The 25,677-nt window shown below is 73.4% G+C and carries 31 protein-coding genes and 2 tRNA genes; 15 read left to right on the forward strand and 18 right to left on the reverse strand.

Annotated elements, in window-relative coordinates; genetic code table 11:
• The first annotated feature begins 1 nt into the window (after position 1).
• The 7 genes from ACFP3R_RS14870 to ACFP3R_RS14900 all read left to right on the forward strand — a co-directional run bounded on the left by ACFP3R_RS14870 (position 2) and on the right by ACFP3R_RS14900 (position 4,643).
• Positions 2-208: a hypothetical protein gene (locus ACFP3R_RS14870; protein ID WP_380636534.1), complete on the forward strand. Its 207-nt coding sequence runs from the start codon at positions 2-4 to the stop codon at positions 206-208.
• Between the two features lie 4 nt (positions 209-212).
• Entirely contained in the window at positions 213-608 is a 396-nt protein-coding gene (locus tag ACFP3R_RS14875; RefSeq protein ID WP_380636537.1) for a hypothetical protein, read from the forward strand.
• Positions 609-661: 53 nt separating this feature from the next.
• Complete coding sequence (locus ACFP3R_RS14880; protein WP_380636538.1) at positions 662-1,015, forward strand: hypothetical protein; 354 nt, start codon at positions 662-664, stop codon at positions 1,013-1,015.
• A gap of 4 nt (positions 1,016-1,019) precedes the next feature.
• Entirely contained in the window at positions 1,020-1,847 is an 828-nt protein-coding gene (locus tag ACFP3R_RS14885; protein WP_380636541.1) for a hypothetical protein, read from the forward strand.
• Between the two features lie 98 nt (positions 1,848-1,945).
• A complete protein-coding gene (locus ACFP3R_RS14890; RefSeq protein ID WP_380636544.1) occupies positions 1,946-3,286 on the forward strand; it encodes a replication initiator in 1,341 nt (446 codons plus the stop codon).
• Complete coding sequence (locus ACFP3R_RS14895; RefSeq protein WP_380636546.1) at positions 3,283-3,462, forward strand: helix-turn-helix transcriptional regulator; 180 nt, start codon at positions 3,283-3,285, stop codon at positions 3,460-3,462. Before ACFP3R_RS14890 ends, ACFP3R_RS14895 begins: the two co-directional genes overlap by 4 nt.
• Positions 3,462-4,643: a site-specific integrase gene (locus ACFP3R_RS14900; protein ID WP_380636549.1), complete on the forward strand. Its 1,182-nt coding sequence runs from the start codon at positions 3,462-3,464 to the stop codon at positions 4,641-4,643. Before ACFP3R_RS14895 ends, ACFP3R_RS14900 begins: the two co-directional genes overlap by 1 nt.
• Before the next feature lie 60 nt (positions 4,644-4,703).
• On the opposite strand, the gene ACFP3R_RS14905 is transcribed toward ACFP3R_RS14900, so the two are convergent.
• From ACFP3R_RS14905 to ACFP3R_RS14915, 3 genes are all read right to left on the reverse strand, one after another.
• Positions 4,704-4,781 (reverse strand) — tRNA-Ile (locus tag ACFP3R_RS14905).
• Positions 4,782-4,866: 85 nt separating this feature from the next.
• Entirely contained in the window at positions 4,867-5,754 is an 888-nt protein-coding gene (locus ACFP3R_RS14910) for an oxygenase MpaB family protein (protein ID WP_380636552.1), read from the reverse strand.
• A gap of 119 nt (positions 5,755-5,873) precedes the next feature.
• Positions 5,874-5,945: transfer RNA gene (locus tag ACFP3R_RS14915), tRNA-Asn, on the reverse strand.
• 135 nt (positions 5,946-6,080) lie between these two features.
• Between ACFP3R_RS14915 and ACFP3R_RS14920 the strand changes: the two genes are divergently transcribed.
• Positions 6,081-6,335 (forward strand): hypothetical protein, encoded by a 255-nt coding sequence (locus tag ACFP3R_RS14920; RefSeq protein ID WP_380636555.1) that lies wholly within the window; start codon positions 6,081-6,083, stop codon positions 6,333-6,335.
• A gap of 232 nt (positions 6,336-6,567) precedes the next feature.
• Here the strand turns inward: ACFP3R_RS14920 and ACFP3R_RS14925 are convergent, their stop codons facing one another.
• The 3 genes from ACFP3R_RS14925 to dnaG are packed head-to-tail and all read right to left on the reverse strand — an operon-like array spanning position 6,568 to position 9,773.
• Positions 6,568-7,314: a trans-aconitate 2-methyltransferase gene (locus ACFP3R_RS14925; RefSeq protein WP_380636939.1), complete on the reverse strand. Its 747-nt coding sequence runs from the start codon at positions 7,312-7,314 to the stop codon at positions 6,568-6,570.
• A 42-nt stretch (positions 7,315-7,356) separates the two neighbouring features.
• On the reverse strand, positions 7,357-7,884 hold the full coding sequence (locus ACFP3R_RS14930) for a hypothetical protein (protein WP_380636558.1): 528 nt from the start codon (positions 7,882-7,884) through the stop codon (positions 7,357-7,359).
• On the reverse strand, positions 7,881-9,773 hold the full coding sequence (dnaG, locus tag ACFP3R_RS14935) for a DNA primase (protein WP_380636561.1): 1,893 nt from the start codon (positions 9,771-9,773) through the stop codon (positions 7,881-7,883). Before dnaG ends, ACFP3R_RS14930 begins: the two co-directional genes overlap by 4 nt.
• Before the next feature lie 34 nt (positions 9,774-9,807).
• On the opposite strand from dnaG, the gene ACFP3R_RS14940 reads away from it, so the two are divergent.
• The gene (locus ACFP3R_RS14940; protein ID WP_380636564.1) at positions 9,808-10,722 is read left to right on the forward strand and encodes a sigma-70 family RNA polymerase sigma factor; all 915 of its coding nucleotides are present in this window, start codon (positions 9,808-9,810) and stop codon (positions 10,720-10,722) included.
• A gap of 37 nt (positions 10,723-10,759) precedes the next feature.
• Here ACFP3R_RS14940 and ACFP3R_RS14945 read toward each other — a convergent pair whose 3' ends face one another.
• The 3 genes from ACFP3R_RS14945 to ACFP3R_RS14955 form a co-directional block, all read right to left on the reverse strand.
• Positions 10,760-11,806, reverse strand: a complete 1,047-nt coding sequence (locus tag ACFP3R_RS14945) for a serpin family protein (RefSeq protein ID WP_380636569.1) — start codon at positions 11,804-11,806, stop codon at positions 10,760-10,762.
• Between the two features lie 197 nt (positions 11,807-12,003).
• Complete coding sequence (locus ACFP3R_RS14950; RefSeq protein ID WP_380636574.1) at positions 12,004-13,260, reverse strand: deoxyguanosinetriphosphate triphosphohydrolase; 1,257 nt, start codon at positions 13,258-13,260, stop codon at positions 12,004-12,006.
• 101 nt (positions 13,261-13,361) lie between these two features.
• Positions 13,362-14,000: a YdcF family protein gene (locus ACFP3R_RS14955; protein ID WP_380636580.1), complete on the reverse strand. Its 639-nt coding sequence runs from the start codon at positions 13,998-14,000 to the stop codon at positions 13,362-13,364.
• A gap of 53 nt (positions 14,001-14,053) precedes the next feature.
• On the opposite strand from ACFP3R_RS14955, the gene ACFP3R_RS14960 reads away from it, so the two are divergent.
• The gene (locus tag ACFP3R_RS14960) at positions 14,054-14,785 is read left to right on the forward strand and encodes a Type 1 glutamine amidotransferase-like domain-containing protein (protein ID WP_380636585.1); all 732 of its coding nucleotides are present in this window, start codon (positions 14,054-14,056) and stop codon (positions 14,783-14,785) included.
• A 16-nt stretch (positions 14,786-14,801) separates the two neighbouring features.
• Entirely contained in the window at positions 14,802-15,653 is an 852-nt protein-coding gene (locus ACFP3R_RS14965; protein ID WP_380636590.1) for a serine hydrolase, read from the forward strand.
• Between the two features lie 4 nt (positions 15,654-15,657).
• On the opposite strand, the gene ACFP3R_RS14970 is transcribed toward ACFP3R_RS14965, so the two are convergent.
• The 5 genes from ACFP3R_RS14970 to ACFP3R_RS14990 form a co-directional block, all read right to left on the reverse strand.
• Positions 15,658-16,296, reverse strand: coding sequence for a hypothetical protein (locus ACFP3R_RS14970; protein WP_380636593.1), 639 nt, complete (start codon positions 16,294-16,296; stop codon positions 15,658-15,660).
• A gap of 184 nt (positions 16,297-16,480) precedes the next feature.
• Positions 16,481-17,944, reverse strand: coding sequence for a SulP family inorganic anion transporter (locus ACFP3R_RS14975; protein ID WP_380636596.1), 1,464 nt, complete (start codon positions 17,942-17,944; stop codon positions 16,481-16,483).
• Positions 17,945-17,972: 28 nt separating this feature from the next.
• Positions 17,973-18,560 carry a carbonic anhydrase gene (locus ACFP3R_RS14980; protein WP_380636598.1) on the reverse strand — a complete coding sequence of 196 codons (588 nt, stop codon included), beginning with the start codon at positions 18,558-18,560 and terminating at the stop codon, positions 17,973-17,975.
• Positions 18,561-18,616: 56 nt separating this feature from the next.
• Entirely contained in the window at positions 18,617-18,958 is a 342-nt protein-coding gene (locus tag ACFP3R_RS14985) for a hypothetical protein (RefSeq protein ID WP_380636600.1), read from the reverse strand.
• Positions 18,959-19,112: 154 nt separating this feature from the next.
• Entirely contained in the window at positions 19,113-19,535 is a 423-nt protein-coding gene (locus ACFP3R_RS14990; RefSeq protein ID WP_380636603.1) for an anthrone oxygenase family protein, read from the reverse strand.
• 229 nt (positions 19,536-19,764) lie between these two features.
• Here ACFP3R_RS14990 and ACFP3R_RS14995 point away from each other — a divergent pair, with 229 nt between their 5' ends.
• Positions 19,765-20,670 carry an AraC family transcriptional regulator gene (locus ACFP3R_RS14995; RefSeq protein WP_380636606.1) on the forward strand — a complete coding sequence of 302 codons (906 nt, stop codon included), beginning with the start codon at positions 19,765-19,767 and terminating at the stop codon, positions 20,668-20,670.
• On the opposite strand, the gene ACFP3R_RS15000 is transcribed toward ACFP3R_RS14995, so the two are convergent.
• Positions 20,657-22,042 carry a glycine--tRNA ligase gene (locus tag ACFP3R_RS15000; RefSeq protein ID WP_380636608.1) on the reverse strand — a complete coding sequence of 462 codons (1,386 nt, stop codon included), beginning with the start codon at positions 22,040-22,042 and terminating at the stop codon, positions 20,657-20,659. The genes ACFP3R_RS14995 and ACFP3R_RS15000 overlap by 14 nt on opposite strands.
• Positions 22,043-22,266: 224 nt before the next feature.
• A complete protein-coding gene (locus ACFP3R_RS15005; RefSeq protein WP_380636609.1) occupies positions 22,267-22,647 on the reverse strand; it encodes an antibiotic biosynthesis monooxygenase family protein in 381 nt (126 codons plus the stop codon).
• 17 nt (positions 22,648-22,664) lie between these two features.
• Here ACFP3R_RS15005 and ACFP3R_RS15010 point away from each other — a divergent pair, with 17 nt between their 5' ends.
• The 3 genes from ACFP3R_RS15010 to ACFP3R_RS15020 are packed head-to-tail and all read left to right on the forward strand — an operon-like array spanning position 22,665 to position 23,805.
• Positions 22,665-22,931, forward strand: coding sequence for a hypothetical protein (locus tag ACFP3R_RS15010; RefSeq protein WP_380636611.1), 267 nt, complete (start codon positions 22,665-22,667; stop codon positions 22,929-22,931).
• A 44-nt stretch (positions 22,932-22,975) separates the two neighbouring features.
• Entirely contained in the window at positions 22,976-23,377 is a 402-nt protein-coding gene (locus tag ACFP3R_RS15015) for an ArsR/SmtB family transcription factor (RefSeq protein ID WP_380636614.1), read from the forward strand.
• Positions 23,374-23,805, forward strand: coding sequence for a Fur family transcriptional regulator (locus ACFP3R_RS15020; RefSeq protein ID WP_380636616.1), 432 nt, complete (start codon positions 23,374-23,376; stop codon positions 23,803-23,805). The genes ACFP3R_RS15015 and ACFP3R_RS15020 overlap by 4 nt, the downstream gene beginning before the upstream one ends.
• Positions 23,806-23,817: 12 nt before the next feature.
• On the opposite strand, the gene ACFP3R_RS15025 is transcribed toward ACFP3R_RS15020, so the two are convergent.
• Both ACFP3R_RS15025 and ACFP3R_RS15030 read right to left on the reverse strand, forming a co-directional pair.
• Positions 23,818-24,558, reverse strand: a complete 741-nt coding sequence (locus tag ACFP3R_RS15025) for a TIGR03943 family putative permease subunit (protein WP_380636618.1) — start codon at positions 24,556-24,558, stop codon at positions 23,818-23,820.
• Positions 24,555-25,565 carry a permease gene (locus ACFP3R_RS15030; RefSeq protein ID WP_380636621.1) on the reverse strand — a complete coding sequence of 337 codons (1,011 nt, stop codon included), beginning with the start codon at positions 25,563-25,565 and terminating at the stop codon, positions 24,555-24,557. Before ACFP3R_RS15030 ends, ACFP3R_RS15025 begins: the two co-directional genes overlap by 4 nt.
• Positions 25,566-25,677 lie beyond the last annotated feature (112 nt).

Raw genomic sequence — 25,677 nt, forward strand, 5'->3', positions numbered from 1 at the left:
GGTGTGGCGCTTCGGATTCGTGATGTGGGCCGGGTGGCAGATGGTCCGGTGGGGCGCGGTGTGCGCGCTGGTGCTGTGGCTGGTCTACCTGTGGCAGGGCTTCAACGGCGCGTTCGTGCTCGCCGTGTTGACGGCGATCGGGGGCCTGGCGGGGCTGCGGGTGACGCTGCGCAGCCTGTACCAGCGCGAGTCGGCCGAGCGGCGGTGACCCTATGGCGCGCCGACAAATCTCCGGACAGCTCGACCTGTTCGCGGCCTCTGCCGACAAGCCTGAAACCGCCCCGCCGATGGAGCGGGGCAGGCCCTCCGGGTTCGGTGGCACCCCGGACCTGGTGGTGGAGGTGCTCGACGACATCCACGACGGCCGGATCGGTCGTCTGGACAGCAACGACCGGGTGGTGCGCCTGGACGGTGACGGCCACTGCCGCCACGCCGAGGACGACGTGACCGCCGTGGTGGAGTCGCTGGTCGACCAGCGCTACGCCGCCGATGGCGAGTTCACCACCCAACTGCACGGCGCGATCCGCAAGAACGTCAACACGGTCAAGCTGACCAACTCCGGCCACAAGATCCGCACCCGCTGGTTCCACCTGCGCGGGCTGCGGTGAGCCGCCTCGACCGCTTCACCTTCGAACTGCCGATAGGGAAGGAGGCATCACCGATGCCGGAGAACGAGAACCAGCCGAGGTTGCCGGACTGGACGAAGACCGATCCGCCGAACTGGATCAAGGCGGACGTGGACAAGATGCTGCGCATGGCCATCGCGGACCGGCTCTACACCCGTGGCGGTGACGGAACCGGCACGTGGGGATGGTTCCTGGACCACGGGGACCAGGCGCGGCCCGCCACCGGTGACCAGTCGGAGGCGATCTGGCTGTTGGAGGAGCACGGCTGCCTGAGCGCGGGACAGACGCGCGCGTTGAAGGACGAGTCCGGCGAACCGTTCAACGCCGAGCACATGGAGATCACGCCTGCCGGACGTGAGCTGTTCAACCGGCTCAGCCCGAAGAGGTAGAGCCGTGCAGGCTGACGACTCCGACGAGATCGACGTTCAGACTGGGGTCACCAGGCGGGTCGTGGGCCTGCGGCACCGGCTTGCCGAGTCCAAGCAGCTCCGGGGACTGGTGGACGATCCCGACCTGGTGGCGGTGCGGATCGAGTCGCAGCGGCGGCTGATCACGCGCGGCATGTGGTTCTTCCTCGCCCTCGGGCTCGGGTTCACCACCGCCGGGGTCCAGGACTTCCTGGCCGGTCACCGGCCGATCTCCGACCCGCTGTGGTGGGCGGCGTGGCTGGCCGAACCGATGCTGGCAGGGGTTCTGATCATGCTGCTGGTCTTCGAGTCCGAGGTCCTGCACCGGGGCGTACCGGTGGACAGCAAGTGGGTGGACTGGCTCAAGCGCATCCTGCTCGGCTCGACGCTGTTCATGAACGTCTACCCCACGGTCGCGGTGCGCCCCGGTGAGCGGTTCGAGGTCGGCAACCTGGCCATTCACGTGATGGTGCCGGTCGTGGTGTTCGGCGTGGCCGAGGTCATGCCGGTGATCCAGCAGCGGATGAACCAGGCGATCACCGACGCCTACCGGGCCGCCACCTCCGCCGCGCCGCAGACCTCGGCACCCGCCCCGGCGACTCCTCGGCCGGTCCAGGCCGCACTGGCCACCGGCACCCGGCTCAAGCTGCCGGACCCGATCCGCGAGGCGGTCAGGGCCAAAGCCGACCAGGTCGCCGCCGAGGGGCGTGCGCTGACCGCCGACGACGTGCGCCAGGCGGTGCGCGTGCCTGCCGACCTGGCCGACCGCATCGCCGCCGAACACGCGACCCACAACGGGCACGCCTTCGCCTGATCCACGGCAGGCATCCCTGACCTGCCCTCATGAGCGGGACACGGCTTCCTCCTCGGAGCCGTGTCCCCCTCCTCGTCCTGCTCGAAAGGAGGTACCGCGTGGTCTCCACGCTCGAAGAACGCATCGCCCACCGACTGCGGCGGGCCGACTACCGCGACTGGCGCGACAAGGTCACCGCCACCGGCGGCTGTGCCCAGCCCATCCGGATGACCGGTGGCTGGCAGGTACAGGACGCCGCGACGGGTGGCCTGCTGGACTGGCACGGCGGGGACGTGTTCATCCCCTGCGGCAACCGCCGCGAGTCGGTGTGCCCCTCGTGCTCGGACCGGTACGCGGCCGATGCCTACCACCTGATGCACGCGGGCCTGGCGGGCGGCTCCAAGGGCGTCCCGACCTCGGTCACGGAGAAGCCCCGGGTGTTCGCCACGCTGACCGCGCCGTCGTTCGGGCCGGTGCACAACCGACGCACCACCCACCGCGGCAAGGTTCTGCCGTGCGCGTGCGGCACCTGGCACCACCCGGCCGACCCCGCCATCGGCACCCCGCTCGACCCCGACGCCTACGACTACGTCGGGGCGGTGCTGTGGCAGGCCAACGCGGGCAAGCTGTGGCACCGGTTCGTGACCGCGCTCAAGCGCGAGCTGATGAAGGCGGTCGGGCTGCCGGTCCGCACGTTCAAGGACCACGCCCGGCTGTCCTACGCCAAGGTCGCGGAGTACCAGCGGCGCGGCCTGGTCCACTTCCACGCCGTGGTGCGTCTCGACGGACCCGAGGGACCCGCCGATCCCACCCCGGCGTGGGCCTCGGTGGAGCTGATCGAAGCCGCCATCACCGGCGCCGCTCGCACGGTCGCCCTGGACCAGGCGCTCCCGGACGGCACGGTGACCACGCTGCGGTGGGGCTCCCAGGTCGACGTGCGCCACATCCGTCCGGCCAGCGCCGCCGAGGTGGAGGAGGACGGCGAGATCAGCGAGACCCGGCTGGCCGGGTACGTCGCCAAGTACGCCACCAAGGGAACCGGCAAGAGCGAAGCCTCCGACCGGCCGATCCGCTCGCAACTCGACATCGATTACCTGCGGGTGCACGACCACCACCGACGCATGATCCAGACCGCGTGGGACCTCGGGGACCTGGAACACCTGGCCAGGCTCAACCTGCGCCGCTGGGCGCACATGCTGGCCTTCCGGGGCCACTTCCTGTCCAAGTCCCGGGCCTACTCGACCACCTTCAAGGCCATCCGGGGCGAACGGCGCGCGTTCCGCACGGCCGAGATGCTCGACCACCTCGGCCACGACCCCGGCGCGGTCCTGCTGGTCAACCACTGGGAGTACACGGGTACCGGCTACGCCGACGACGCGGAACGCGAACTGGCCCTGGCCATCGCGGAACGAACCCGTGAGCAGCGCAAACGCAAGTACGAACAGGAGGTAGCGGTATGAACAAGCTCTGGGGGATGCAGGAGGTGGCCGACTTCCTGGACGTCCCGATCAACACCCTCTACCAGTGGCGGACCAGGAAGTACGGTCCGCCGGGTAAGCGCGTCGGCAAGTACGTGCGGTTCGTGCCGGATCAGGTCAAGGCGTGGGTGGAGTCCCTGCCGGACGGGACGGCCTGATGCCCCGGCCCCCGCTGCCGCTGGGCACACACGGGAAGATCAGGACCTATCGCACCTCGACGGGGTGGCGGGCGACGGCGAAGTTCCGCGACTTCGACGGGGTCACGCGTCCTGTGGAGCGGTGGGGCAGGACCAAGACGGCGGCGGTCCAGGCGCTCAAGGAGGCGCTGAGGGACCGAACGCCTCCCACCGGGTCGGACGGCATCACGCCGGACATGCGGTTCGGGGAGGCTGCCGCGCTGTGGCTGGAAGAGTTCCAACGGGCCATCGACGCCGGTCGCCGCTCCCCTACCTCGAAGGAGACCTACGAGAACCGGCTGAACGGCCTGGTGCTCCCGGCCATCGGGGAACTGCGGGTGCGGGAGCTGACCGTGCCGCGACTGGGTCGGGTGGTGGCGGCGGCGCAGGACCGGCACAGCTCGTCGACGGCCAAGACGGTGCGGACGATCCTGTCCGGCGTCTGCGGCCTGGCGGTGCGGCACGGTGCGCTGGCGTCCAACCCGGTGCGGGACGTGGCTCCGCTGGAAGGGCGCAAGAGGCGGGCCCGCGCGCTCTCGTTGGAGGAGCTGACCGACCTGTTGGCCAAGCTCGACAGCGACGACGTGGCGGTGCGTCACGACCTGCCGGACCTGGCCCGCTGGTACGCGGGCACCGGGGAACGGACCGGTGAGGGCCTGGCGGTGCACTGGCACCACCTCGACCTCAACGCCGGGACGGTCGACTGGGGCGGCGGGCTGATCCGGGTCAGGGGGCAGGGACAGCGGATCAACTTCGGCAAGACGGACGTGTCCGAGCGGGCGTTGCCGTTGTCGGCCTGGCTGGTCGACGTGCTCCGGGAGCGGCGGGCCACGCTGGCGGAACGCTTCGGCGTCGATCAGGCGGACCTGCGGGGGCCGGTGTTCCCGAACTCGCTCGGCGGGCTGCGGGACAAGCACAACACCCTGGCCCGGTGGCGCGAGTTCCGGGAGCGGGCGGGCTACCCGTGGGTGACCTTCCGGACGTTCCGGCGGTCGGTGGCGACCATCCTCGACGAGGCCGGGTTGAGCGCTCGGCAGATCGCGGACCAGCTCGGCCACTCCAAGGTGTCGACCACCCAGGACGTCTACATGGCGCGCGGGGTCACCAGCCGGAGGGCGGCCGACGCCCTGGAGGCGGTTAAGGGGTTCCGGCGCGAAAAGTGAGGGTTTGGTGTGGTAACGATCATGAGCGGCCTGTCCGTCACCGCACCTGACCAGCCGAGATGGTAGGGCGGGTGGGGTTCGAACCCACGACCTGACGGATTATGAGTCCGCTGCTCTGACCGGCTGAGCTACCGCCCCCTGACGTGCGGTTCTGGAGGGTACAGATCAGCTTCCGGCGCGTCTCGGCAACCCGGCACGGCGTGACCAAGCTGTGCACTCCGGCCTACGGGGCCCCGATGTCGGACGGTCGGTAGCCGGTCGGGTAGTTCGGGTACGTGCGGTTCGGGCGGCTGGTCAGGCTGGGTTCCCGGCGTGGCGGGAGGAGGCGGACGGCGTGTGCCCGCAGGCGCAGGGCCTGACGCGCGGAGGCGGCCAGCCAGGGCGGTTGGCGCGGGAAGCCGAAGGCCGACAGCATCCGGTCGTCCAGCATGGCCAGGACCGCGCGGGTCGTCAGGGAACTCGGGATCGGGTGGTACCAGGAGCAGAACAGGTCGAGCGTGTACCGGCCGATGCGGCGGTTGCTGTCGCTGTAGGCGAAGTGCTCGGCCTCGTAGTCCCGCTTGAACTCCCGGAACGCCTCGTAGGTCCCCGGCACCTCCCCGATCCCCATCCGCGCCCCCACGGCCCGGTAGAAGTGGAACGCGGCCAGGCGCTCGTGGTCGGTCAGCGGCCGCCAGCCGTAGCGGGTGATCCACTCGATCGGGTCGAACACGAACGTGGACAGCACGTACCTCATGTCGTCGTCGGCGATCGGGTGGCGCCCGTGCAGGCGGTTGACCACGCGCAGCGCCTCCCGGCCCCGCGGCGAGTCGTACCCGTGCTCGACCAGCTCCGCCATGAGCAGCGCGGTGTCGTCGTAGCGCTGCTGGGGCCGCCGCTCGAACTCGCCGGTGCGGGCGAGCAGCGCCGAGATCGACGGCACGCAGTAGGTCCGGAACAGGGCGAACTCCAGCGCCCGCACGTAGTCCCACGGGAACTCCTGGCCCGACGAGATGCGCAGGATCTCCACGTGGTCCCGCTCGGGGTCCAGCGACGTGATGCGGCGGCGGAGGGCGAAGCGGTCCCAGCGGTCCGGGCGGTACGTCCTGTCCGGGGGCGAGGCGGGGGGCATGGGATCAGCTTGCCGGAAGAAACCTGCCCCGAAGGGGTGACGAACGGGCCGATCGGGGGTACCCCGGCCCCATGAGACGACAAAGCCCCAGGTCCGCCGGACCTGGGGCTGCCATCGCGCTCCCCCAACTGGATTCGAACCAGTAACCCTTCGATTAACAGTCGAATGCTCTGCCGTTGAGCTATGGGGGATTGTTCTGTTGTGCGCCTGGCCTCTGCGGCCTGACGGGACACAACTCTAGCGCATCCGGAACAGTGCTGGAGCACACCCCCCTCCCAACGGGATCAAGAGGGGCGTGACCAGGCACGATGGGAGGAGAAGACCTGATGAAGGGCATCCTGTTCGGCGCGGCGGTCGGCTACGTGCTCGGCGCGCGCGCCGGCCGTCACCGGTACGACCAGATCGCGCGGGTCTACCGCTCCCTGGCCGAGCACCCGGCGGTGCAGGGCGCGGCCGGGGTGGTGCGGGCCAAGGTGGGTGAGAAGACCGGTTTCGGTCGTCGGGTGACACGGACGACGTCGACGACGAACCCGAGCGCCAACGGTTACCACCGCGACCCGGTCATCCCGCGCACCAACTGAGGCCGCGCACCAACTGAGGCACCGACCGGAAGCCGGGAGAACGCCGCGGCCGCCCCCTCGGATCGACAGCGAGTCGACCGCGAGGGGGCGGCCGCGGCGTTCGGCGACGGTTGCGGCAGCCGGGAACGGCAGTCGGCGGGCGGGAACCGTCGCGGCGGACGGGGAGGTCACGGCGGACGGGGACGGCCGCGGCGGTCGGCGGCGCCCACCGCGGGCCGCCGGGCAGCACCGCTCAGAGCACCCGCGCCACCGCGAACACCCGGCGGAACGGGAACCACGTCGTGCCGTCCGCCCGCGGCGGGTAGACCTCCCGCAGGCGGGGCGCCAGCAGCGCCCGGAACTCCGCCCACCCCTCATCGTCCAGCGCGGCCCGGACGGGGCGCAGCGCCGTCCCGGTGATCCACTCCAGCACGGCGTCCTCCCCCTCCAACCGCTGGAGGTACGTCGTCTCCCACGCGTCCACCGCCGCCCCGGACAGCACCTCCGCGTACCCGGCGGGGTCCAGCACCGGCGACTCCCGCAGCAGCCCCCTCAGCGCGGGCCAGCGCCGCTCCACCAGGTCCCGGACGAGCCGGTGCGACGGCGCGGCGAAGTTCCCCGGCACCTGCACCGCCAGCCACGCGCCCGACGGCAGCGCGCGCACCCACCCGCGCAGCAGCTCCTCGTGCCCCGGCACCCACTGGAGCACCGCGTTGGTCACCACCACGTCGACGTCGGGCCCCGGCTCCCACGAGGCGACGTCGGCCACCCGCGCGTCCACGCCGCGCGCCCGCGCCTCCGCGACCATCTCCGGCGACGAGTCCAGCGCCTCCACCACCGCCGACGGCCAGCGCTCGGCCAGCTCCAGGGTCAGGTTGCCGGGCCCGCAGCCCAGGTCGACCACCCGGCGCGGCGAGGTCGCGCCCACGCGCGCCACCAGCTCGCGGAACGGTCGCGACCGGTGGTCGGCGAACGCCAGGTACCGGGCCGGGTCCCACATGCGCACCCCCGAGCAGTACGGACGTACTGCCAACGTACGCGGCTAGGGCTCTTCGCGCAGCGCGGCGATCTTGGCCGCCACCGACGCCGCGATCCCCCGCAGCTCCTCCACGTCCGAGTCCGGGTCCGGCCGCACCTGGAGCACCACGCCGTCGCGCCCGGCGACCTTGCGCTGGAGGAACCAGGCCCCCGGCGACTCGTGCCGGTGCCTCGACCTGATCGACCCCGTCACCCGCTCGTGCACGACCTGCGGCACCTTGCCCGGCGACGCCAGCGGGAACCGCTGCGGCACGAGGTCGCGCAGCACGACCGCCTCCCCCGCCGCGCCGTCCTCGACCGACTCCACCACCGACAGCACGTTCCCGCTCCAGGTCGCCTTGCTGACCAGGTGCCACCCGACCCGCCGCGGGCCGGCACCCTCCGCGCCCGGCAGCCACAGCCCGTGCGAGGTCGCGACCAGCCACGACGACCCCAGCGCCGCGGACGCCAGCACGTGCTCGTCCGCCACCAGCTCGCCGGTGAACCCCTCGGGCGCGCCCGAGCCGAACAATTTCCGCAGCAGTGCCCTCACAGTCCGCCCACCGCCTGTTCGCCCAACGCCTTGTGGTACTCCTCCAGTGCGACGAGGTCACCGAACAGGTGCCGGTACTCGTCGGGCTCCTCCAGCGGCGAGACCCGCCGCAACCGCGACTTGATGTCCGCGATCTGCTTGGCCACCAGCGACTTCTGCAGGCCCGCGAGCACGCCCTGCACGTACCGGTACTCGTCGTTGGTCTTCACCCGCAGCGGCTCGACGGACAGCTCCGTCAGCAGCGACCGCACCGCCTGGTGCGGGCAGCCCTGCGCCACCGCCTCGTAGTACTGCGGACCGGCCAGCCCCGCGGCCGCGCCGCCCGCCTTGCGGATGCCCTGGTGGACCTCCAGGTACGCCGGGTTGGTGAACGCCTCGTCGGGCACCGAGTCGTAGTACGGGCCGGCCATCTCCGGCAGCTGGAGGGCCGCCTTCACCGCCTCCCGCTCCATCAGCAGCGCCGGGTCGCGCGGGTTGGGCCGGACCGGGCCGTCCACGTCCACCGCCAGCGCGCCCTGGTCCGGGTCGACCGGGCGGCGGCGCGCGGGCGCGGGGGCCTTGCCGCCGGCGGTCTCCCGGACCCGCCGGACCACGGCGGCCTCGTCGTCCCAGCCCACCCACCACGCCAGGCGCGTGGCGTAGCCGTCGCGCTTGGCCCGGTCCTTGATCTGGGCCACGAACGGGACCATGGTCCTGAGCGCCTCGGCCCGGCCGTCCACCGAGTCCAGGTCGTAGTCCTTGAGCCGGGTGCGGATGGCGAACTCGAACAGCGGCGTGCGCCGGGCCACCAGGTCGCGCACCGCCACGTCGCCCTTGGCCTGCCGCAGCTCGCACGGGTCCATGCCGTCCGGCGCGACGGCGATGTAGGTCTGCGCGGTGAACTGCTGCTCGCCCTCGAACGCCTTGAGCGCCGCCTTCTGCCCCGCCGAGTCGCCGTCGAAGGTGAAGATCACCTCGCCGTTGAGCGAGTCGTCGATGAGCAGCCGCCGCAGCACGTTCATGTGGTCGGCGCCGAACGCCGTGCCGCAGGACGCGACCGCGGTGGGCACGCCCGCCAGGTGCATGGCCATCACGTCGGTGTAGCCCTCGACCACCACGGCCTGCCGCCGCTTGGCGATCTCCCGCTTGGCCTGGTCCAGCCCGAACAGCACGTGCGACTTCTTGTAGATCATGCTCTCGCTGGTGTTCAGGTACTTGGCCTGGATCTGGTCGTCCTCGAAGATCCGGCGCGCGCCGAACCCGACCACGTCGCCGCCGAGGTCCCGGATCGGCCACAGCAGCCGCCGGTGGAACCGGTCGATCGGCCCCTGGCGGCCCTCCTTGCTCAGCTGGGCCTTGATCAGCTCGGTCAGCTCGAACCCGCGGCCGAGCAGGTGCTTGGTGAGGCGGTCCCAGCCGGCGGGCGCGAAGCCGCAGCCGAACTGGCGGGCGGCGTTCTCGTCGAAGCCGCGCTGCGCCAGGAACTCGCGCGCGGGCATGGCGTCCGGCGTGGCGAGCTGCTCGGCGTAGAACTCGGCGGCGGCCCGGTGGGCCTCGATGAGCCTGCTGCGGGTGCCGCGGTCGCGCTGGACCGTCGCGCCGCCGCCCTCGTAGGTGAGCTGGATGCCCGCCCGGTCGGCCAGCCGCTCGACCGCCTCGACGAACCCGAGGTGCTCGATCTTCATCACGAACGCGATGACGTCGCCGCCCTCGCCGCACCCGAAGCAGTGGAAGGTGCCGTGCGAGGGGCGGACGTTGAACGACGGCGACTTCTCGTCGTGGAACGGGCACAGGCCCTTCAGCGCGCCGCCGCCGGCCCCGCGCAGCGACACGTGGTCGCCCACGACGTCGTCGATCCGGCTCCGGTCACGGACCAGCGCGATGTCGCTCTCCCGGATGCGTCCTGCCACAGCAGCCGAGTCTAGTGCTGGTTGACTGGGGACCATGACCGCCGCCGAGCAGACCCTGGCCGCCACGTTCACCGGTCACCGCTCGCACCTGGTCGGGGTCGCCTACCGGCTCACCGGCAGCGTCGCGGACGCCGAGGACGCGGTGCAGGAGGCGTGGCTGCGGCTGGCCGGGCTCGACGAGGGGGCCCGCGCCGGGATCCGGGACCTGCGGGCCTGGCTGACCACGGTGGTGGGCCGGATCTGCCTGGACCGGCTGCGGTCGGCGGCCGTGCGGCGCGAGCGGTACGTGGGGCAGTGGCTGCCCGAGCCGCTGGTCACCTCCGGCCCGGACGACCCGCTGGACGCGGTGGTGCGCGACGACGGCGTGCGGATGGCGGCGCTGGTGGTGCTGGACCGGCTCACGCCCGAGCAGCGGGTGGCGCTGGTGCTGCACGACGCGTTCGGCGTGCCGTTCGCGGAGATCGGCGAGGTGCTCGGCGTCACGGTCGACGCGGCCCGCCAGCACGCCTCGCGCGGCAGGCGGGCGGCGGCCGCGGCCGAGCCGCCGCCCCGGGTGGCCCTGGAGGAGCAGCGCGAGGTGCTGGAGCGGTTCCTCGCGGCGCTGGCCGCCGGCGACGTGAACGCGGTCGTCGGCCTGCTGCACCCGGACGCGGTGGTCGTGGGCGACGGCGGCGGCAAGGCGCGGACCGTGCTCAACGTCGTCGGCGGCCGCGAGAAGGTGGCGCGCCTCCTGCTCGGCCTGCTGCGCAAGTACGGCGGGCACCTGCCGTGGGGCCGGCCGGTGCTGGTGAACGGCGACCCCGGGCTGCTGATCACCGCGCCGCCGGACGCGGAGGCGGACCTGGGGCCGCACGTGGCGGCGTTCGCGGTGCGCGACGGGCTGGTCGTCGGGGTCTACGACATCGCCAACCCCGACAAGCTGCGCCACGTGCCCCTCGGCCTCGGCTAGGTCGGCTCGACCACCCCGCCGCGGGGGAACGTGCCGGCTACGGCCTGGCCACCTGGGCGAGGAAGTAGACCGCGCCGGTCACCGCGTGCCGGACCAGCAGCAGGTACGGGCGGTCGACGCGGACCACGCGGGCGGGCTCGTCCGGGATGAACGAGGTCATCCGCATGACCACGGCGGTCGCCGCGGCGCCCTCGAAGCCCTGCTCGTCCAGCCGCAGCACGGCCTCGTGGACCACGTCGTCCACCCGCAGCCGCGGGTCGGGGCTCAGGCCGCTCAGGTCGGCCTCGCGGGTGAACACGGTGCGCACGCCCACCGCGCGCAGCGCGTCGGCCAGGGAGGTGTTCACGTCCAGGTCGAGCCTGGGCAGGTGCAGCTCGACGCGGTCGTGGTCCAGGGCCTCCAGCACCTCGGGCACGCCGTCCGTGGCGCCCAGCTCGTCGTCGGGCAGCAGCACGACCGCCTCCACGCCGCCGCGCGCGGGCACGCCCACGGCCTCCCACCCGGCGCGCCGGGCGTAGCGCATCGCGCCCGTGCGGCGCATGGTCGGCACCTCGCCCGCGCCCCGGAACGGCTGGTCGGAGGTGTCGTGCCCGGGGAACTCCTCGGTCCAGGCGCACCTCAGGTACAGCGCGTTGACCAGGGTGGCCGCGGTGTCGGGCTTGATCGTGCCGGGGGCGAGCAGCTCGGGGATCAGCCGGTGGGTCGTGTCGGCCACGTCGGCGTTGATCAGCTCGCGCGCGCCCTCCGGGTCGCGGCTGAACGGCGCGGAGCGGGCCTTGGCGCCGGGCCAGTCCGCCAGCCCGGCCAGGAAACCGTCCTCCAGCGGCAGCTCGTCGGCGGCCCACAGGGTGTTGGCCACGGCGAACTCGGCCTCGCCGTCGACCAGCGAGGTCCTCACCAGCTCGGCGTGGTCCTCGCCGAGCAGGTCCAGCAGCTCGGCCCGGGTGTCGCCGCGGGCGGCCCGCGCGGTCAGGCCGAGGGCACTGGCCACCGAGTACGGGGACCAGCAGGCGTTCCGCGCGCGATCGGGCGCTACGGCGTCGTGCAGGGTGAGGGCGAACGTCAGGTGCGCTCGATCCGGCACTGGGTCTCCTCGATCGGGGTCGGGTCCTGCGGGAGCGGTCGCTCCCCCGCGCCGCCGTCCGGTCCGAGCGGTCGGGGCCGGCGTGGTTCGCGCACCCCGGCGGAGCGGTCGTCGGGGCCGTCGTCCGGCCCTGGCCCTGGCGACGCGCACCGCTGTGCGCGACCGTCGTCCGCTCATGGGTCCGAGTGTGCCACCGATCAGCGCGGTCCGGGGTTCGCCAGCGCCCGGCGCCACGCCACCGCCTGGGCGTCGGTCAGGGTGGCGACCTGGTCGATCACCACCCGCAGCCGCCGCGCGTCGTCGGCCGCGGCGGCCCACGCGGGGTGGAACGCGGGGTCGAGCGAGTCCGGCGCGCGGCGCAGCAGCAGGTCCACCAGCTCGGCGACCAGCTCGCGCTGGCGGGCCTGCACGGCCAGCCGGGCCGGGTCGCTCATCACGTACCGCACCGCGACCGCCTTGAGCAGCGCCACCTCGGCCTGCGCGCGCGGCGGCACCACCAGGTCGGCCCGGTAGCGGGACAGCGGGCCGTCGCCGTGCTCGCGGCGGGTGCCGCCGACCGCGGCCGAGGCGAACCGGCCGACCAGCTCGCTGGTCAGGCGCTTGAGGGCGACCTGGGCGCGCAGCGAGCCGTCGTACTCGGCCAGCTCGGCGATGACCGGCAGCCGGATCAGCTCGGTCGCGGCGGCCTCCAGGGTGGAGACCGGCTCGGCGCAGAAGTGCTTGGCGGCCAGCCCGGCGATCGCGGCCCGCTCGGTCGGGTCGCCCAGCGCGGCCAGCCGGATGCGGTGGGCCAGCACGCCGTCCTCCACGTCGTGCACGGAGTAGGCCACGTCGTCGGCCCAGTCCATGACCTGGGCCTCCAGGCACCGCCGGTGGTCGGGCGCGCCCTCGCGGAGCCAGCCGAACACCGGCAGGTCGTCCGCGTAGGCGCCGAACTTCGCCACGCCGGGGCGCCGCGGCCACGGGTACTTGGTGGCGGCGTCCAGGCACGCGCGGGTCAGGTTGAGGCCGTGCTCGGTCTTGGGCTCCAGGCGGGTCAGGATGCGCAGGGTCTGGGCGTTGCCCTCGAAACCGCCGCACGGGCCGGCCAGCTCGTTGAGCGCGCGTTCCCCGTTGTGCCCGAAGGGCGGGTGGCCGATGTCGTGCGCGAGGCCCGCGGTGTCCACCACGTCGGGGTCGCAGCCCAGCTCCTCGCCGATGCCGCGCCCGATCTGGGCCACCTCCAGCGAGTGGGTGAGCCGGGTGCGCGGCACCCCGGTCACCTCGGCGCCCTCGCCGGGGCCGACGACCTGCGTCTTGCCCGCCAGCCGCCGCAGGGCCGCCGAGTGCAGCACCCGCGCCCGGTCCCGGGAGAACGGCGAGCGGCGCTCCGGGCGGGCACCCGGCAGCACGGCCTGCTTGGGCTCCTCCTCGACCAGCCTCGCCGCGTCGTGTCCGGTGTAGCCCTGGCGCATCCGTCCAGCCTAGGCGAGCGGCCGGCGGGAGGGCCGCCGGGCGAGCGGGTGCCCGGGTGCGCCGGGCCGGGTGGGCGGAGCGGTCGGAGCCGTCGGAGCGGTCAGAGCGAGATGCCGTCGAACGCGCCCGCCGGCGCCTTCATCAGGTGGTAGTACAGCAGGCCGCCGGTCTCGCGGCGGATGTAGTAGAGCTGGGTGGCGCGGGTCTGCACGTTCGGGCCGCTGCGGGTGGGCGAGGTCCAGGCGTCCAGCCCCTCGTCCTCGGCCATGGTGCGGGCGCGCAGCGAGTGCCACGGGTCGCTCACGATCACGGCGGTGCGCAGCGACTTCTCCCGCGCGGCGGCGGCCACGGCGCGGATGCTGCCCAGCGTGTCCGTGCCCTCCCCGACCTCCAGGATGCGGTCGGTCGGGACGTCGTGGGCCTCCAGCCAGAGCCGGCCCGCCTCGCCCTCGGTGTAGTTGTCGCCCGGCTGCCGCCCGCCCGTGGTGGCGATGTAGCCGACCACGCCCTGGGCGTACAGGCGCCGGGCGTGCTCCAGGCGCGCCTCCAGGACGTCGGAGGGCACCCCGTTGTACTGGGCGGCGCCGAGCACCACGGCCATGTCGGCGTGGGTGCGGTCGTCGTCGCGGGCCACCTGCCACACGCGGAAGGCGGTGCCGCCGACGACGAGGAACCCGACGACCAGGGTGCCGAGGACGATGCGGGTCGCCAGCCGGCGGAGCCACGGCAGGAACGTCACGTGGTCGATGATTCCACACGCGCTCCCCGGCCCCCGCTGCCAGGATCGCGCCCATGGCAGCAGACCAGCCCACGATCGTGGCCACGTCCGGCGGTTTCCGCGCGGGCCGCCGCACGCACCTGGAGTTCCACCGGCTCGTCCACCACGCCGTCGACCTGTCCGGCGCGCACGGCCGCAAGCCCCGGCTCTGCTACGTCGGCACCGCGTCGGGCGACCAGCGGTGGTGGCACGCGGACGTCGACGAGGCCGGCCGGCTGGCCGGGTGGGAGGTGTCGCAGCTCAACCTGTTCACCATGCCGCCGACCGACGACCTCGCGGGCTGGGTCGGCGAGCACGACGTGGTGTGGGTGGGCGGCGGCTCGGTGGCGAACCTGCTGGCCGTGTGGGAGGTGCACGACCTGGGTGGCGCGTTGCGGGCGGCGTGGCGCGACGGGGTCGTGCTGGGCGGGGTGTCGGCGGGGTCGATCTGCTGGTTCGTCGGCGGCGCCACGGACTCGTTCGGCCCGGAGCTGCGCGTGGTGACCAACGGCCTGGCGTTCCTGCCCTACGGCAACGGCGTGCACTACGACAGCGAGGCCCTGCGGCGGCCGACGATCCACGCGGCGGTCGCGTCGGGCGTGCTGCCGGAGACGCACTGCACCGACGACGGCGCGGGGCTCGTCTACCTCGGGACGGAGTTGGCGGAGGCGGTGTCCGAGCGGGCCTCGGGCGGGGCCTACGTGGTGGTGCGCGACGAGTCTTCAGGAACCCCACAGGAGGAACCGCTCGACATCAGGCGGTTGTGAAACGGACCTTGGACGTGTGGGAAGACGTCGGTGGGTGGTCGTGTCGGCGCTGGTGGGCGTGGTGGTGGGCTGCGGCACGGGGACGCCGGCCACCTCGCCGCCGTCGACCCCCTCGGCGGTCGAGACCCCGCACCCGGCCGCGCCCCGGGCCACCGCCCCGGACCCGCCGGACCTCCCGGACCTCCCGGGGGCGGTGGCGCGGGCGGTCGAGGCCGCGGGCGGGATCGACCTCGGGCTGACCGTGGTGGACCTCGACACCGGGGCGGGCCACGACGCCGACGTGCCGTTCCGCTCGGCGTCGCTGAGCAAGCTGCTGGTGGCCGTCGACCTGCTGCTGTCGGGCGAGGTGCCGCAGGAGGACGTGCGGCGGCTGGAGCGCGCGCTCGGCCTCAGCGACGACGAGGCCATGAACGCCCTGTGGACCCTGCACGACGGCATGGGCGCGATCCGGCGGGTGGTCGAGCGGGTCGGCCTGACCGCCGCGGGCGCGCCCGCGGACGCCACCCAGTGGGGCGACGTGGAGATGTCGGCCGCCGACGTCGCGCGGCTCTACCGGTTCGTGCTGACCGAACTGCCCGAGGACGACCGGGACTTCGTCGTGGACGCGCTGTCCGGGGCGGGGGAGATCGCCGCGGACGGCTTCGACCAGGCGTACGGCCTGATGGCGCCGGGTACGAACGCCTACGCCAAGCAGGGCTGGATGTGGTACCCGCCGGCGGACCTGTACCTGCACACCGCGGGGGTGGCGGGGGGCCGGTACGTGGTGGTGGCGCTGTCGCGCCAGTCCGGGGTGGCCGAGCGGGAGGCGAAGGACCGGCTGACCGGGGTGACGGGCGCGCTGCTGTCGGCGCTGTCGCGGGCGGGGTGAGGCGTCAGCAGCGGCACGCGCCGCTCTCGGTGACCGCCATGTCGCAGGAGTCGCAGTAGCGCGGCCTCGGGCGCTCGACCGCGGTCCCGGGCACGTACGACCAGGTGCTCACCGACGTGGTGACCGGGCGGTGGGGCTCCGGAAGCGCCGGCCTCGGCGGCAGGGGCGTCCTGACGGGTCGGGCGGCGGAGCGCCTGCCCGCCCGCCGGCGCCCGGTCCGGGGAGCCTGCGGGTTCGGCCGGTTCATCACCTCCGCCACGTGGGCCCGCGTCACGCCCTGGTGGCCGTTCCGGGCGAGGGCCAGGGCGCAGTCCCTGTAGCTGCGGCCGGAGTTGGCGCGCAGCCACGCCCGGACGGCGTCCTCCACCGAACGACCGCCGCCGCGCCGGGGCCCGGCCTCGGTCTTGCCCGCGCTGGTCTTGGCCTTGCCCGTCCCGCTCTTGGTCTTGCCCGCGCCGGTCGACGCCTTCTTGCCCGTGCGGGCCGCCGGACGCGGGGACTTGGGCGACTGGGGCACCCACTCCCGTTGCGGCTCCTCCCCGAACCCGTTGGGGGCGCGCGTGTCGTCGTCGCGCCAGTGGTGGCCGGGAACCACCCCGTCCCACGACGCGTGGTTGAGGTACCAGTCATCGATTCCGGTCACGGGACCTCCCGGGGTGCCGCTCGGCGTTGCCGTTGGGAGTTCCATCGCGGCCGGGGCGCTGTGCGCTACACCACTCCCCGGCGCGAGGGGCGGGCCCGCGCCGGGAGGGTGGTCAAAGCGGAAAACGGTCAAAGCGGAAAAGCGGTCAAGGCCGGAAAAGCGGTCAGGCCGGGAAGGCGGCCACTCAGTCCGCGGCCACCGGTTGGATCAGCTCCACGCCGTCGCGCCGGGCCGCCCACTGGTCGATCGCCTGACCGCACGCCTGGTCGAGGTGGCGGACACCGCTGAGGTCCACGCGCACGTGCCGCCCCTCCCCGTCCGGCAGGGCCTCCAGGGTCTCCAGCAGCCTGGGCAGCTTGAGGAACGTGGCGTTGCCGCGCACCGCGACGTGGTGGTGGTCCTCGCCGTGCTGGGTGACGGTGACCGACAGGCGGGACATGTCCCACGCCGTCTTCACCACCGCCGCCAGCAGGCCGACGAGCGTGCCGGTCAGCAGGTCCGTGAGCACGATCAGGCCCGCGGTGAGCACCAGCACGGCGGCCTCCGCGCGGTCGGTGCGGGCCAGCGCCAGCACCCGGTCGGGCGCGAGGAGCTTCCAGCCCGCCTGCACCAGCAGCGCCGCCAGCACGGCCAGCGGCACGTAGGCCAGCACCCCCGGCAGCAGCACGACGAACAGCAGCAGCCACGCGCCGTGCAGGACGCGGGACAGGCGGGTGCGGGCACCCGCCTCCACGTTGGCCGAGCTGCGCACGATCACCGCCGTCATCGGCAGCGCGCCGAGCGCGCCGCACAGGGTGTTGCCGACGCCCTGCGCCACCAGCTCGGTGTCGTACCTGGTCCGCGGCCCGTCGTGCATCCGGTCCACCGCCGCCGCGCTGAACAGGCTCTCCGCCGACGCCACGAGGGCGAACGTCAGCATCGCGCCCAGCACACCGGCGTCGAACAGCGAGAAGTCCACCAGCGCGACCACGTCGCCCAGGGAGCCGACCGAGATGCGCGGCAACGGGAACAGCAGCCCGACCGCGCTGGCGACCACGGCGGCCACCAGCATCCCGGGCACCGCCCTGAACCGGGTCCGCTTCCACAGCGAGGCGACGACGAGCGTGAGCACGCCGACGGCCACGCCGCCCAGGCCGGCCGGGGTGGTCAGCGCGGCCACCAGCAGGTCGGGCAGGCCGGAGATCTTCTCGCCGGTGGTCGCGGGCTGGTCCTGCCCGGCGAACGGGTAGAGCTGGCCGAGCACCAGCACCAGGCCGATGCCGGCGAGCATCCCCTGCACCACGGCGGGCGAGATGGCGCGGAACCAACGGCCCAGGCGCAGCAGGCCCAGGGCGACCTGGAGCAGGCCGGCACCCAGGACGATGAGGCCCAGCGCGCGCGGGCCGTGCGCCGCGACGGTGTCGGCGACCAGCACGGTCAGGCCCGCCGCCGGGCCGCTGACCTGCATGGTGCTGCCGGGCAGCAGGCCGACCACGAGGCCGCCCACCACGCCGGTGATGATGCCCAGCTCGGCGGGGACCCCGGAGGCGACGGCGATGCCCACGCACAGCGGGAGCGCCACCAGGAACACCACCAGCGAGGCGCCGACGTCGGGCCAGAAGGTCGTTCTCCACCCCGGTGGGGCGGATCGTGCGATGTGGGTGCTCACGCGAAGACTCCGAAGTCGTTCGGGCCGCTCACAGCGGCTGGAAGAGGTCGGCGCGGTGGGTGAGGACCTCGCCGGTCTCGATGTCGTAGAACCAGCCGTGCAGGCGCAGGGCCCCGGACTCGACGCGTTCGCGCACGAACGGGTAGTCGCGCAGCGCGGCCAGCTGGGCCAGGACGTGCCCCTGCCCCTCGGCGCGCAGGGCCGCGTCGGGCTCGGCGTACGGGCGGAAGCGGGCGTGGGAGCTCAGCCAGCGCCTCAGGTTGGGCAGGTGGTCGAGCGCGGCGCGGTCCGAGTTCAGGGCCCGGACGGCGCCGCAGTGCGAGTGGCCGCAGACCACGACCTCCGCCACGCCCAGCTGGACGACCGCGAACTCGATGGTCGCGATCTCGCCGGAGGCGGAGCCCTGGTCGTAGGCGGGGATGACGTTGCCCGCGGTGCGCAGCTCGAAGAGGCTGCCGGGCTCGGCGCCCGTGATGGCGGTGGTCACGATGCGTGAGTCGGCGCACGTGATGAACAGCGCGGTCGGCGATTGACCGCCGGCGAGCCTGCGACCCGTTTCCGGGGGCCTGCGCAGTGAATGCGTGCGTGCTTGCTGTTCCAGGTGTCGGAATTCCACGGGATTTCCCCACTCGTCGGTCGACGGAACTGCGATCGGCGGCGGAAAGCCGCCGATCAGTTCCGGAACACCTGGAGCGCGGCGGGTCTGGTCCAACTCCTGAGGTGCTCGGCGCGGCCGCGCTCGACGCGCGGGGAGCCGGGCGGGGCGGGCCGGCGGGCGATCGGTGAACCACCCCTACATGAAGGCGGTTTCATGTTCCTGGCCGGCGCAAACCGGGTCGACCAAGATCGCGTCTCGACCGACTGGCGCTGTTCGCGCGGGGGCTCCTCCTCGGTGACCGCGACCGTGCCGTGACCGACCGGGACCGCGGCGACCAGGGGGGCGGAACCGGTCGGCGAGGGGGTGAAGACGGCGACGAGCAGCAATGCGACCAGTGCGGTGACAACGCGCGCCATGACACCCCCTTGATGAAGTCGGCCCTGGATCAAGTGTCACAAAACGGGGTGACGCACCGGTTAATGATGAACCTTCTTGGGAAAGTTTTAAGACACGTTCACCCGAACGTCTGTGATCCAGGTCATCCAAAGGGTGATATATAACCGAGGGTAATCACCAGCGGAGGGCTGACAGGAGGAACGCCGCGCTCGCGGCGAGCGAGGCCAGGGCGCGGACGTGGTTCGCGGGCGCCCACTCGCGCAGGTACCGGGCCCAGTAGTCCGGCGTGGCCACCCGCGCCAGCTCGTCGTTGCGCGGGACGTGGAAGGCGATCGTGAGCCCGAGGCCGCCCAGGAGGTACAGCGCCGCGCCCGCCCACGCCCACGGGCCGCCCCCGACGGCGGCGACCCCCGAGAGGAGCGCGGTGCCGAGGAAGACGCCGAGGAACGCGGGGGTGAGCGCGGCGGCGTTGACGGCGCGCATGGCGGCGACGCCCTCGGCCGGGGTGGTCCGGCGCAGGCCGGGCAGGACCAGGGCGGAGAACGCGAAGAAGACGCCCGCCACCACGCCGCAGCCCAGGGCCGCGAGGATCGTCACCGTGGGGAACATGGCCACAGTCAAGCCACCCGGCGGGGCGTTCTCCATGGCTCGCGCGCTCGGGCGCATACGCGGCCGTCCACGCAGTCCGTCCCGGCAGGCCCGTCCCGGCAGGCCCGTCCCGGCAGGCCCTTCCCGGTGGGCCCTTCCCGGTGGGCCCTTCCCGGTGCCGGGTCGACCGCGGCGGTGAGCGCGGTCGCGCACCGCCGTGCCGCCTACGCTGGACCGCGTGGACGAGTTGGCGGCGCTGCTGGACGGCCCGCGGGCGCGCGGCGCGTTCGTCATCCGCTCCGTGCTCGACCCGCCGTGGTCGGTGCGGGTGGAGGACCGGGCCCCGCTGTCGGTCGTCGTGATGGTGCGCGGCGACGGCTGGGTGGTGCCCGACTCCGGCGCGCCGGTCCCCTTCCACGAGGGCGACGTCGTGGTGGTGCGCGGCCCCGGGCACTACACCGTCGCGGACGACCCGGGCACCGCGCCGCTGGCCGTGATCCACCCCGAGGAGCGCTCGACCACGCCGGAGGGCGACGAGCTGTGCGAGGTGTGGGACCAGGGCGTGCGCACGTGGGGCGCGAACCCCGACGGCGCCGTGGTGATGATCAGCGGCACGTACCGGTTCGACGGCGAGGTGGGCGGCCGGCTGCTGAGCGCGTTGCCGCACGTGGCCGTGGTGTCCGGGGACGCGCTGGTGCCGCTGCTGGCCGCGGAGGTCGCCAAGGACCTGCCGGGCCAGCAGGCGGTGCTCGACCGGCTGCTGGACCTGCTGCTGATCTCCGCGCTGCGCGCCCTCCTGGCGCGGGAGACCTCCTGGTACCGGGCGCACCTGGACCCCGCGGTCGGGCGGGCGCTGCGGCTGCTGCACGAGGCGCCCGCGCGGCCCTGGACCATCGCGGCCCTGGCCGGGGAGGTGGGCATGTCCCGGGCGGCGCTGGCCAGGCGGTTCACCGAACTCGTCGGCGAACCGCCGATGGCCCACCTGACCTCGTGGCGGCTGTCGCTGGCCGCCGACCTGCTGCGCGAGCCCGGCACCACGCTGGAGGCGGTGGCCCGCCGGGTCGGCTACGGCAGCGCCTTCGCGCTCAGCTCGGCGTTCAAGCGGGTCCGGGGCGAGCGCCCCAGCGCGTTCAGGCGCCGATGAGGCGGGCGGCCAGGTAGGACTCCAGCTGGTCCATGGCCACGCGTTCCTGGGACATGGTGTCGCGCTCCCGGACCGTCACGGCGTGGTCGGTCAGGGTGTCGAAGTCCACCGTCACGCAGAACGGCGTGCCGATCTCGTCCTGGCGCCGGTAGCGGCGGCCGATCGCGCCCGCGTCGTCGAACTCGACGTTCCAGTTCCGGCGCAGCGCGGTGGCCAGGTCGCGCGCCTTGGGCGAGAGGTCGGCGTTGCGCGACAGCGGCAGCACGGCCGCCTTCACCGGGGCCAGCCGGCGGTCCAGGCGCAGCACGACGCGCTTGTCCACGCCGCCCTTGGCGTTGGGCGCCTCGTCCTCGGTGTACGCCTCCAGCAGGAACGCCATCATCGGCCGGCCGACACCGGCCGCGGGCTCGATCACGAACGGGCGGTAGCGCGAGTTGGTGGCCTGGTCGAAGTAGGACAGGTCCACGCCCGAGTGGTTGGAGTGCGTGGTCAGGTCGAAGTCGGCGCGGTTGGCGATGCCCTCCAGCTCGCCCCACTCCTGCCCGCCGAACCGGAAGCGGTACTCGATGTCGACGGTGCGCTTCGAGTAGTGCGACAGCTTCTCCGCCGGGTGCTCGTACTGCCGCAGGTTCTCCTTGGACACGCCCAGGTCGGTGTACCAGCGGGTGCGCTCGTCGATCCAGTACTGGTGCCACTCCTCGTCGGTGCCCGGCTCGACGAAGAACTCCATCTCCATCTGCTCGAACTCGCGGGTCCGGAAGATGAAGTTGCCCGGCGTGATCTCGTTGCGGAAGCTCTTGCCGATCTGGCCGATGCCGAACGGCGGCTTGCGGCGCGAGGTGGTCTGCACGTTCAGGAAGTTGGTGAAGATGCCCTGCGCGGTCTCCGGGCGCAGGTAGTGCAGGCCCTCGTCGGTCTCCACCGGGCCGAGGTGGGTCTTGAGCAGGCCGTTGAACATCTTCGGCTCGGTGTACTGGCCGCGGGTGCCGCAGTTCGGGCACGGGACGTCGCCGACGTCGCCCTCGGCGACCTGCTTGCCGGTGCGCTCGGCGTACTCCTCGACGAGGGTGTCCTGGCGGAACCGCTTGTGGCAGGAGTTGCACTCGACCAGCGGGTCGACGAACGCCTCGACGTGGCCGGACGCGACCCACACCTCGCGCGGCAGGATCACCGACGAGTCCAGGCCGACGACGTCGTCACGACCGCGCACCACGGCGTTCCACCACTGGCGCTTGATGTTGTCCTTCAGCTCCACGCCGAGCGGGCCGTAGTCCCACGCCGACCTGGTGCCGCCGTAGATCTCGCCGCACGGGTAGACGAACCCCCGGCGCTTGCAGAGGCTGACGACGGTCTCGATGCGATCGGCTGCCACGGACACTCCATCGGGAATGCAGGAAGGGATGCGGGTACGGGGTCGTCAGGGTAGCCCTCGTCACCTCGCCCCCATCGGGGGACCGGGGCGGGGATCGCCTCGGCGCGGGGCGGTTCGGCGCGGGGTCGGTGCGGGCGGTTCGGCGCGGGGTCGGTGCGGCGCGCTGGTCCGCCGGGGCGGGTCCAGCACCGCGCGGGTTAACGCGGGTCCAGCGCCGCACCGGCTCAGCGCGGGGTGGCGGGACCGGCGGCCTCGCCCAGGCGCACGGTGCCCGCGTCCCGGGCCAGCAGGCTGGTCTCCCGGCGCACCGCGCCGCCGTCCGCGACCAGCAGCGGCTCGTAGGCGGCCGGCTCGTCGGCGATCGCCTCCGACAGCAGCGGCACCACGTGCTCGCGCACCTCGAACGGCGACAGGGCGCGGCGGTAGGCCACCACGGAGTCGAACTCGGCGGTCAGCACGTACCGGTCGGCCTCGTCGGTCGAGCGGGACAGCTGGGCCCGCCGGCAGCCGGGCTGGGCGGTCAGCAGCGCCAGCGCCCGGTCGACGCGCCCGGTGAACGCCTCGGCGGAGGCTTCGGGGACGGTGAAGCGGCACACGAGCAGCACGGTGCAAGGATGCCACGGTGGCTGGTGACTCCAAGCGGACCCTGATCCCCGGCTCCGGGCCGCTCGCCCGGGTGCCCGCCCCGGCGGTGTTCCTGCTGGTCCTCCTGCTGTTCGGGCTCGGTGTGTGGCTCCGGGGCGCGGTCGGCGCCGCGCTGCTGGGCGTGCTGGCGCTGGGCGGAGGGGTCCTGCTGGCGACGACCTGGCGGTTCCTGGACCCGCGCGGCCGCGTGCTGAGGGTCCTGGTCCTCGGGGTCGTGGTGTTCATCGCGGTGTCCGTGCTCTAGCGCCGTACTATTGGTGCTGAAAATCCATACCACCGGGAGGCACCGTGACCGTCGGAGTGCGGGGCGAGCACGTGCACTCCCCGGAGCGCGTCGTCCCGGCCCCCGCCCCGGCCCTGCCCGCGCGCACCCTGGCCGCCGCGGGCGAGCTGCTGCGCGCGCTGGCCGCGCCGGTGCGCATCGCGATCGTGCTCCAGCTGCGGGAGGCCGACCGGTGCGTCCACGAGCTGGTGGAGGCGCTGGGCGTGGCCCAACCGTTGATCAGCCAGCACCTGCGGGTGCTCAAGGCGGCGGGCGTGGTGCACGGCGAGCGGCACGGGCGCGAGGTCGTCTACCGGCTCGTCGACGAGCACCTCGCGCACATAGTGGTGGACGCGGTGACCCATGTCGACGAGGGTCCGCGTGGTATCAACGAGACCGACCGGACCACCCGGACGGAGGAGATGTGACCACTAGCGAGCGCCCGACCTCGGTGCCGGGGCTGCGTTCCACCAAGCAGCGGACCGCCGTGTCCAAGCTGCTGGACTCGCTCGGCGAGTTCCGCTCGGCCCAGGAGCTGCACGAAGAGCTGCGCAAGCGCGGCGAGGGCATCGGTCTGACCACGGTCTACCGCACGCTCCAGTCGCTGGCCGACGCCGGCGAGGTGGACGTGCTGCGCACCGACTCGGGCGAGGCGATCTACCGCCGCTGCTCGGCCCACCACCACCATCACCTGGTGTGCCGCAACTGCGGCCGCACCGTCGAGGTGGAGGGCCCGGCCGTGGAGAAGTGGGCCGACCGGGTCGCCGCCGAGAACGGGTTCGTCGAGGTCAGCCACACCGTGGAGATCTTCGGCACCTGCCGGGGGTGCAAGGAGAAGGCCGACCGGTCCTCCTAGGCGTCCCCCGGCTCAGCCCTCGTAGGGGTCCTCCGGCGCGGCGATCGGCACGACCCGCGTCACGGTGAACGTGGGCACGAACCGGCTCTCCTGGTTCGCCGAGCCGGGCACCACGCGCCCGACGGCCTCGATCCACTGGTCGTCGGGCAGCGTGCGGAGGTCGAGGCCCGCCATCCGCGCCTTGACCGGGCGGGCGTCCGCGGCGCAGCAGCCGATCATCAGCCGGGCGATGAACACGTCCGGGTCCTGGCGGACCACGAACCCGGTCAGCCGGACCGTGCGGTCGTCCAGCGAGCCGGAGTCGTCCCACGCGGTGCGGGTGACGAACTCGCCGATGGTCAGCGGGACGACCTCGTCGGGGGGCAGCGGGGCGAACCCGTCGGACGCCGCGGCCTCCTGCGCCGCGTTGACGCTGGAGCGGTTCACCGTGTCCGCGCCCAGCGCGGGCGGGCTGATCAGGAACACCGCGAGCACGGGCAGCAGCAGCATCCAGGGGCTGCGCGACGAGCCGTGGTCGTGCCCCACGTGCTCCTCGTGCGTCTCGTGCCCCTCGTGCTCCTCGTCCGGTTGCCGCGCGCCGCGGATGTCCCGGACGATCGAGACCGCCGCCAACCCGACCATGACCGTGCCGGTGGCGACCAGCCACGGCTGGAGCGACTCCTTGACGTAGCGCAGGTAGGTGCCGGTCAGCGCGAGCTTGAGCAGCGCGCCGCCGAGCAGCACCAGCAGGATGTTCTGGGTCTCGCGCCTCACAGGAACACCGCTCCCGCCGCCAGGGCGCACACGATCGCCACCACGAACGTGGCGGGGGCGAAGCGCGCCGCGAAGGACTTGCCGAACGCGCCCGCCTGGAGCGCGATGAGCTTGACGTCGACCGCCGGGCCGACCACCAGGAACACCAGCCGCGGCAGCAGCGGCAGCGCGGTCATCGAGACCGCCACGAACGCGTCGGCCTCGCTGCACAGCGCCAGCACGACCGCCAGCAGCGCCATCACCAGCACGGCCAGCACCAACTGCCCGCCCAGCGCCTCCAGCCAGGACTGCGGCACCAGCACGTTGAACGCCGCCGCGAACACGCCGCCGAGCACCAGGAACCCGCCCGCGTCGACCAGGTCGTGCCGCGCGGTCTCGGCGAACACCGCCCACCGGGACCTGCCGTCGCGGTCGGGCAGGCGGCGCAGCGCGCGTTCGGCGATCCACCCGGCCTTGCCGAACCGCGTCCAGAGCCAGCCCATGACCACCGCGGTCAGCAGGGACCCGGCGAACCGGGCGGGCACCATCGCCGGCGCGTCCCGGAACGCCACCGCCGTGGACACCAGCACGATCGGGTTCACCGCGGGCGCGGCCAGCAGGAACGTCAGCGCCACGGCCGGCGGCACGCCCTGCTGCATCAACCGCCGCGAGACCGGCACCGAGGCGCACTCGCAGCCCGGCAGCGCCACGCCCGCGACGCCCGCGACGGGCACGGCCAGCGCCGTGCGGCGGGGCAGCAGCCGCCGCAGCGCGCTCGCCGGCACGAACGCCGCGATCACGCCGCTGATCAGCACCCCGAGCACCAGGAACGGCATGGCCTGCACGCAGACCGCGACGAACACGGTGGAGGCGGTCCGCAGCACCGGCACGTCGAGCACGCCGACCAGCCAGTCCTGGAGCAGCAGCGCCAGGACCAGCAGCCCGCACAGCACCTCCAGGGAGGTGACCCGCCACCGGGGCGGGGTGCGGCGCGGGCGCGGCCCCCGGATTTCGCCAGTGATTGTCACTTTCGAAATGATGCCAGAACACCCCCTCGGCGCATCACCGCCTCCGCCCGGCCGGAGGGGAACCGCGCCGCCCCGGTCACGCCGCCCACCACGAGTGGAGGTGAGCGGGCCC

This window comes from Saccharothrix lopnurensis, from assembly GCF_042658445.1.
Lineage (GTDB): Bacteria > Actinomycetota > Actinomycetes > Mycobacteriales > Pseudonocardiaceae > Actinosynnema > Actinosynnema lopnurensis.

Coding starts and splice junctions, on each gene's coding strand:
- ACFP3R_RS14895 (WP_380636546.1), top strand. CDS start 3,283: ATGAACAAGCTCTGGGGGATGCAGGAGGTGGCCGACTTCCTGGACGTC.
- ACFP3R_RS14900 (WP_380636549.1), top strand. CDS start 3,462: ATGCCCCGGCCCCCGCTGCCGCTGGGCACACACGGGAAGATCAGGACC.
- ACFP3R_RS14940 (WP_380636564.1), top strand. CDS start 9,808: ATGACCGCCGCCGAGCAGACCCTGGCCGCCACGTTCACCGGTCACCGC.
- ACFP3R_RS14920 (WP_380636555.1), top strand. CDS start 6,081: ATGAAGGGCATCCTGTTCGGCGCGGCGGTCGGCTACGTGCTCGGCGCG.
- ACFP3R_RS14875 (WP_380636537.1), top strand. CDS start 213: ATGGCGCGCCGACAAATCTCCGGACAGCTCGACCTGTTCGCGGCCTCT.
- ACFP3R_RS14985 (WP_380636600.1), bottom strand. CDS start 18,958: ATGGCGCGCGTTGTCACCGCACTGGTCGCATTGCTGCTCGTCGCCGTC.
- ACFP3R_RS14960 (WP_380636585.1), top strand. CDS start 14,054: ATGGCAGCAGACCAGCCCACGATCGTGGCCACGTCCGGCGGTTTCCGC.
- ACFP3R_RS14950 (WP_380636574.1), bottom strand. CDS start 13,260: ATGCGCCAGGGCTACACCGGACACGACGCGGCGAGGCTGGTCGAGGAG.
- ACFP3R_RS14910 (WP_380636552.1), bottom strand. CDS start 5,754: ATGCCCCCCGCCTCGCCCCCGGACAGGACGTACCGCCCGGACCGCTGG.
- ACFP3R_RS14925 (WP_380636939.1), bottom strand. CDS start 7,314: ATGTGGGACCCGGCCCGGTACCTGGCGTTCGCCGACCACCGGTCGCGA.
- ACFP3R_RS14880 (WP_380636538.1), top strand. CDS start 662: ATGCCGGAGAACGAGAACCAGCCGAGGTTGCCGGACTGGACGAAGACC.